The organism is Collinsella sp. AM28-11LB (assembly GCF_003469895.1).
In the GTDB taxonomy this organism is placed as follows: Bacteria; Actinomycetota; Coriobacteriia; order Coriobacteriales; family Coriobacteriaceae; genus Collinsella.
In genome coordinates, this window is record NZ_QSKJ01000001.1 from 323,998 (window position 1) to 330,683 (window position 6,686).

Below are 6,686 nucleotides of genomic sequence, written 5' to 3' on the forward strand. Positions count from 1 at the left end.
GTGCGCGTCCTTTTATGCCGACACCGGGAGTAGACATGCTGCTCGCTATCGATATGGGAAACACGCAAACGGCCATGGGCCTGTTTGACGGAGACGAGCTGGTGCAGTCGTGGCGCATGCCCACCGACCGCTCCTATACCGCCGACGAGATCCACGTGCGCCTGATGGGTTTCTTTAAGATGTACGACCTTTCGCTCGATGCGGTCGACGCAATCGCCTTTGCCGGCGTGGTGCCGCAGCTCTCGCGCGAGTGGCACGCCGTGGCCGACCGCATTGCCGCGGACGCCATCGTCATCGGGCCGCAGACGGCTGCGGTGACCAAACTGCGGGCGGCGCGCCCCCAAGCCGTTGGTGCCGACCGCATCGCCAACGCCGTCGCTGCCGAGACCTTCTACGGCGCCCCGGCGATCGTGGTGGACTTTGGCACCGCAACCAATATCGACGTCATCGACGAGGACGGCTATTACATTGGCGGAGCGATCGCGCCGGGCATCCGCATTTCGATGGACGCGCTCGCCGCCCGAGCTGCCAAGCTCGCCAGCGTTCCGCTCGAGGCGCCCGAGCACGCCATCGGCCGCGATACCGAGGAGTGCATCAAGGTCGGCGCCGTGGTGGGCGCCGCCGCCATGGCCGAGGGCCTGGTCGCGCGCATGAAGCGCGAGCTGGGTCGTGAGGACGTCACCGTTATCGCCACGGGTGGCCTCGCCGGCATCGTCGCCGGTTCGACCGATGCCTTCGACGTGGTCGACGGACAACTTACCATTAAGGGTATCTGCGAAATCTATCGTCGCATGCAGGAGCTGGGGTAAGGCAGGGGCTTAAGTCGAGCACGGGCGCGAGCGGCGGACTAAGCAATGCATCGGTCCTATTCCTCAAAATCGAAAATTTTTCAGTTTTGAGGAATAGGATTTTTTGCTAAGCCTCGCCGCACAACCACCTCGCCAGGTCCACGATCTGCACCCCATCGCGATCCGTGGCCTCGTGATGCGTGCGGGCAAGAATCATCTTGGGATACGCATCGCCAATGCTCAGCAGTGGCGAAATCTCGCGTTCAAACGTCTTATCCGAGCTGATGTCGTCGCTCACCTGAATGTAGAGCTTCTCGCTTCGCTTGATTGCTACAAAGTCTATTTCCTTTTTATAGAGCACACCGACGTATACCTCGTATCCGCGGCGCAGCAGCTCGATGGCCACCATGTTCTCGTATACGCGTCCCCAATCCATATCACGTGTACCAAGCAGTGCGTATTTGAACGCGTGGTCTGCCAGGTAATACTTCTCGCCGCTCTTAAGGTATTTTTTGCCGCGAATGTCGTACCGACGAACTTTATAGAAGGCAAACGCATCGCACAGGTACCCCATGTACGTGCCGACCGTCTTGTTCGTAATCTTTAGCCCATCCGCATTTAATGCATCAGTAATGTTGCGTGCCGACGTAATGTTGGAAACGTTGTCCATCATGTAATCGGCAATGCGCAGCAGCGCCGATTCGTTTCTCACGTTATGCCGCTGCACGATATCTCTCACAATGAGCGTCTTGAAGACGTTGGAGAGATATTGATAGCGCTGCTCCTGCAGTGGATAAGGGTAAGAGCCGGACATACCGCCGGTTCTCGCGTACTCATCGAAGTCGCGGTCGACCTCGCCCTCGTCGTCATAGAGACGATACTCCTCAAACGAGAATGGGAAAACCTCGATCTCGAACGTGCGCCCCGTAAAGAGCGTCGACAGATCACTCGACAGCAAAAAGGCGTTCGATCCGGTGATGAAGATGTCGTACTGCTCGGATGCATGGAGGCTGTTGATCGCGCGTTCAAAGCCGTCGCACATCTGAACCTCGTCGATAAGCAGGAAGTTTTGCTTGTCGGACACTCGATGCTCTTTTACATAGGCGAGCAGCGCGTGATACTCGAGCAGGTTCTCGAACTCATCGAGGTTGTAGTTGATATGGATGACATTCGAATTGGACAGATGTGCCTCCACGTAATCGCGGAGGGCCTCGAGCAATTTTGATTTACCGCTACGACGGATGCCCGTGATGACCTTGATGTCCGGCACGCCAATAAGACTCGTCAACGTGTCCATATATGACGTTCTATTGATGAGTTTCATCGGGGCCTCCTCGCGGTCTTTTATCGCTATTCCTCAAAACTGAAAAATTTTCAGTTTTGAGGAATAGGCTCTATAGCGAATATACCTCGCGAAAGACCGAACTGCCTTAATTCTATTCCTCAAAAACGAAAATTTTTCAGTTTTGAGGAATAGGGCGCTGGCAACCCATTCCCCAGATAGGCGGAACCCTCCCCGGCACAGGCCGAAGAGGGCTTCGTTGTCATCGTTATCTTTGAGCGCGGGTGCCTCGCGTTACAGTCCGCGAATCCGTACGACCTCGGGTGGAAACTCCTGCTCGCCGGCATCGGTCTTGATGGTCGCACGGCCCCAGATATCCAGGCCCGCAAACACACCGACCGCAAGCGGCAAACCGTTGGGCGACACCGCCGCAACCTGACGACCCAGCAGCGGCACCATATCGAAGTACTCACCCAGCACCGGAGCCAACGGGCCGGCAGCGCCCTGCGGCGTGTTGGCAACAACTACCCAAGCGCCCACGCGGGTCAGCACGGCGGCGGACAGCGCCTCAACCAGCGCCTCGTCGGCCATATCCACGCCAAGCCCGCTCAGCGCCGTGCGCTCAATATCCACCGTCACGGCACCGAACATGCCCGCGGCACCGGCGCCACCGTTCACGGCAACGCGTGCGAACGGCGTCTCGAACGCGGGCGCACCGCACACGATATCGCTCGGCCACTGGATACCCACTTTACCGGCAAGGCCCAACCCCGGCGTCGAAGCCGTGCCCACAAGCGCGTCCATCATGCCCATCGCCGCCACAAACGGCAGGCCGTGGAAGGCATGCATATTCACGTCTGGGCGCACGACCAGCGAAAACGTCAACGACGCCTCACCCGCACTCCAAGCGCACCAACCCGCAGACGCACCCTCGCGGCCCGCGTCGCGCGCGGCATCAAGCTCGGTGCCGGCGGCTACAGCATTCATCTCAATCATCTACATACGCCCCAATTCGCCCACGATATGACCCACGCGGTCCTCGGGCTCCTTGACCTCGACGCCGTTGAAGCGGAAGAACCGCGCCGGGTCGTGCATCAGGTCCTCGAGCGGCACCAGCACAAAGTCGCGCTCGCCGATCAGCGGATGCGGCAGGCGCAGCTTCTTGCCGCCGTGCGTCTCACCATCCATCCACAGCAGGTCCAAGTCGATGGTGCGCGGGCCGTTGACCTTGGCCTTCTTGGAGCGGTCGCGGCCCAGCTCGAGCTCGATCTTCTGCAGCTCGTCAAGCAGTACCAGCGGCGCCAGCTCGGTCTTAATCTCGATAACGGCGTTGGCAAACGCGTCCTGGCGCGTCTCGTAGGCCGGCTCGCTCTCGTAGATGCGCGAGCAGTTGGACACGCAGGTGAGCGGGATCTCGGCGATCATGTCGCGCGCGGCGCGGATGTTGTCGCAGCGATGTCCCAGGTTGGAACCCACGGCCACAAACGCGCGGCGCGGCTGCGGCTTGGCGACGGCCCAGTAACCGTTCAGGAACTGCGCGAAGCCGGTGACGTCGTGCACGCGCACGATGTTGGCACCGGCCTGGATGGCGCCCAGGCACACACCAAACGTGGCGGCATCGCGCGCGGCCGCCTCGGTCACGCCCGAGACGGCGCCCACAAAACGCTTGCGCGACACGGCGCACATGAGCGGATAGCCCAGCGATGCCATCTTGGCGGTCTCGCGCTGGATGACGATATCCTCGTTGGCCGTCTTGCCAAAACCCGGGCCGGGGTCGATGCAGATGCGATCGCGCGACACGCCGGCATGGATGAGCGTGCGGGCCTGGTCGGACAGGAAACCCATGACGCGGCGCATGATGGGCGCCGAATCGGGCAGGGTGAAGCGGCGGAGCTGAGAGGTGGGCACGTAGGCCTCCTCGCGGCGGGCGCTGCGGCGCATCATGGCTGCCAGGTGGTCATTGGGCTCCGGCGCGGGCTCGGGGGTCGCGGCAGGCTCGGCGGCAGGGGCGACCCGCTCGGCCGCCGGTGCCGTCTGCTTCTGCTCGTCCGCAGGCTCGGGCGCGGGCTCCGGGTCGCCAAACGGCAGCGAAGGCTGCACCACGCCGCCCGGAAGCTTGGCCTCCGTCTTGGGCTCGCCCAGCAGCTTGCCGCGACGGCGGCGAGCCGGCTTCTCGGCCTCTCGCGCGGCCTCGGCAGCCGCCTCGCGCGCCTTCTCGGCAACAAACGCCGCGGCCGAGGTGTCGAGCTGCACCGTTGCATGTGTGCGGGTAGGTGCCGCGACCTCGCCGGCGTGCATCACGATGACGCCGCAGGTGCTTGTCGCGACAAACTCGACCATCTTGGGGTCGGTGAAGCCCGTCACATCGTTGACGATCGAGGCGCCGCAGCGCACGGCAGCCTTGGCAACCGCCACGTGGCGTGTGTCGATCGAGACGATGGCGCCCTCTTTGGCCAGCGCGCGCACCACGGGCAGCACGCGACGAGCCTCCTCGTCGGGATTGACCGGGGTAAAGCCGGGGCGCGTGGACTCGCCGCCTACGTCGATGATGTCGGCGCCGGCGTCGAGCATCGCCAGGCCGTACTCGATAGCGGCATCCGCATCGAAGTGCTCGCCGCCGTCGCTAAACGAATCGGGCGTCACGTTGAGGACGCCCATGATGCGCGGACGGTCAAAGCTGAGCTCGTACTTTCCGCACCGCCATGTCTTGCTATCGTTCGCCATGAACATCCTCCTAAAATGCCCACGCCGCCGCGCTTGGGCGCTGGCGGCGGGGTCGTTTTGCAATCAGTCTTTCTATTGTATCCGCGTGCGCGGGCTAGAACGCAAACGCGGCCGCGATGTCGCAAGAAATCAGCAGGTCGGCATTTGCATCCTGATCGGTGGGAGCAAGATTGCAAATGGCCAGCGTATCGCCGGTAAAGTAGCGCGTAAGGCCCGCCGCCGGATACACCACGAGCGAAGTCCCGCCCACAATAAGGGCATCGGCCGCGGCGATGGCGGCAACGGCGCCGGTCAGCACGCACTCGTCGAGCGGCTCCTCGTAGAGCACCACATCGGGCTTGATGCGGCCGCCGCACACAGGACACGCGGGCACGCCCGCGGCATCCTCGTGATCGCGCGCACAGATCCACTCGGCGCTATAGACTGCGCCGCACGCCTGGCAAATGTTGCGGTGGACCGAGCCGTGCAGCTCGAACACGCGCTGCGAGCCGGCCATCTGATGCAAGCCGTCGATATTTTGCGTCACCACGGCGCTAAGCTTGCCGGTCCGCTCCAGCTCGGCCAGTTTGGTGTGGCAGCGATTGGGCTTGGCGCCAAGCGCGATCATCTTGGTGCGGTAGAAGTCAAAGAACTCGGCCGGATGCGTCTCGTAAAAGCTATGCGAGAGCATAGTCTCGGGCGGGTAGGCAAACTGCTGATGATACAGGCCGTCCACGCTGCGGAAATCGGGAATGCCGCTCGCCGTGGAAACGCCCGCGCCGCCAAAGAACACCACGCGCTCGTGGGTATCGAACAGCTCCGCCAGCGCCGCGGAGGCCTGCTTGGGGTCCGATATTGCCTGCGTCATACGAGTCCTCCGTCCTGGTTGGTCGGGCAGCGTCGGGCAATATCCCAGCACGCGGCCCTTGGGTTGTCACGCGTGGTGCCCGCTCCGCCCTTGTTGCGCTAATCTTAAGCCTGCCAACCCCGTCGAAAGGACACCATGCCTCAGACTTACACTTTCGCCTCGTGGAACGTCAACGGCCTGCGCGCCGTGCTCAAAAAGGACCCGAGCTTTATCCAGATCGCGCAGGAGCTCGATGTCGACATCTTGGCGCTGCAAGAGACCAAGCTGCAAGAGGGCCAGGTCGATATCGACCTGCCCGGCTATCACCAAACCTGGAGCTACGCCGAGCGCAAAGGCTATTCGGGCACCGCGGTCTTTAGCCGCCAGGAACCGCTGCGCGTGCTGCGCGCCGATGCCCTGCTGCCCTACGCCGGCGAGGGCGAGGCGGCAGAGCTCGTGGCGCAGGCCGCAACCGAGGGCCGCGTCTGCGCGCTCGAGTTCGATAAGTTCTGGTTTGTCGACGTCTATACGCCCAACGCCCAAAACGAGCTCGCCCGCATCGATGTGCGCATGGCGTGGGACGATGCCTACCGCGGCTTTTTGAGCGCACTTGAGCGCGAGACCGGCAAGCCCGTGGTAACCTGCGGCGACTTTAACGTGGCGCACGAGGAGATCGACCTTAAGAACCCCAAGTCCAACCGCGGCAACGCGGGTTTTTCGGACGAAGAGCGCGGCAAGTTCACCGAGCTGCTCGATGCCGGCTTTACCGATACCTGGCGCGCGGCAAACCCCGACGTCGAGGGCGTCTACAGCTGGTGGAGCTACCGCTTTAATGCTCGCAAAAACAACGCTGGCTGGCGCATTGATTACTTCCTGGTGAGCGACGCAATCGCCGGCAACGTGCGCGACACGGGCATCCGCGGTGACATCTTTGGCAGCGACCACTGCCCCGTTACCCTCGCCCTTGAGCTCTAACCCAACTGATCTCCCAAAGACGAAGAAAAGCGGGGCGTTTTCGTCTTGCGAGCGTGTTCGCGCAACCCGCCCGCCACGCAACCTGCCCATC

6 protein-coding genes are annotated in these 6,686 nt (G+C 62.4%); 2 read left to right on the forward strand and 4 right to left on the reverse strand.

Annotation, left to right across the window (positions count from 1 at the left end; genetic code table 11):
• Nucleotides 1–14: 14 nt before the first annotated feature.
• Complete coding sequence (locus DW732_RS01395; protein WP_118098282.1) at nt 15–809, forward strand: type III pantothenate kinase; 795 nt, start codon at nt 15–17, stop codon at nt 807–809.
• A 106-nt stretch (nt 810–915) separates the two neighbouring features.
• Here the strand turns inward: DW732_RS01395 and DW732_RS01400 are convergent, their stop codons facing one another.
• The 4 genes from DW732_RS01400 to DW732_RS01415 all read right to left on the reverse strand — a co-directional run bounded on the left by DW732_RS01400 (nt 916) and on the right by DW732_RS01415 (nt 5,641).
• Nucleotides 916–2,112, reverse strand: coding sequence for an ATP-binding protein (locus DW732_RS01400; protein ID WP_118098284.1), 1,197 nt, complete (start codon nt 2,110–2,112; stop codon nt 916–918).
• 252 nt (nt 2,113–2,364) lie between these two features.
• Nucleotides 2,365–3,066 carry a hypothetical protein gene (locus tag DW732_RS01405; RefSeq protein ID WP_118098286.1) on the reverse strand — a complete coding sequence of 234 codons (702 nt, stop codon included), beginning with the start codon at nt 3,064–3,066 and terminating at the stop codon, nt 2,365–2,367.
• Complete coding sequence (gene folP / locus DW732_RS01410; protein ID WP_118098287.1) at nt 3,067–4,794, reverse strand: dihydropteroate synthase; 1,728 nt, start codon at nt 4,792–4,794, stop codon at nt 3,067–3,069. It lies immediately after the preceding gene.
• Between the two features lie 94 nt (nt 4,795–4,888).
• On the reverse strand, nt 4,889–5,641 hold the full coding sequence (locus DW732_RS01415; protein WP_118098289.1) for an NAD-dependent protein deacylase: 753 nt from the start codon (nt 5,639–5,641) through the stop codon (nt 4,889–4,891).
• Between the two features lie 135 nt (nt 5,642–5,776).
• Here DW732_RS01415 and DW732_RS01420 point away from each other — a divergent pair, with 135 nt between their 5' ends.
• Complete coding sequence (locus DW732_RS01420; protein ID WP_118098290.1) at nt 5,777–6,595, forward strand: exodeoxyribonuclease III; 819 nt, start codon at nt 5,777–5,779, stop codon at nt 6,593–6,595.
• Nucleotides 6,596–6,686: the final 91 nt, after the last annotated feature.

Bases quoted from the DNA above. Each gene is read 5' to 3' on its own strand.
- DW732_RS01395 (WP_118098282.1), top strand. From the start codon at position 15: ATGCCGACACCGGGAGTAGACATGCTGCTCGCTATCGATATGGGAAAC.
- DW732_RS01400 (WP_118098284.1), bottom strand. From the start codon at position 2,112: ATGAAACTCATCAATAGAACGTCATATATGGACACGTTGACGAGTCTT.
- DW732_RS01405 (WP_118098286.1), bottom strand. From the start codon at position 3,066: ATGATTGAGATGAATGCTGTAGCCGCCGGCACCGAGCTTGATGCCGCG.
- folP (WP_118098287.1), bottom strand. From the start codon at position 4,794: ATGGCGAACGATAGCAAGACATGGCGGTGCGGAAAGTACGAGCTCAGC.
- DW732_RS01415 (WP_118098289.1), bottom strand. From the start codon at position 5,641: ATGACGCAGGCAATATCGGACCCCAAGCAGGCCTCCGCGGCGCTGGCG.
- DW732_RS01420 (WP_118098290.1), top strand. From the start codon at position 5,777: ATGCCTCAGACTTACACTTTCGCCTCGTGGAACGTCAACGGCCTGCGC.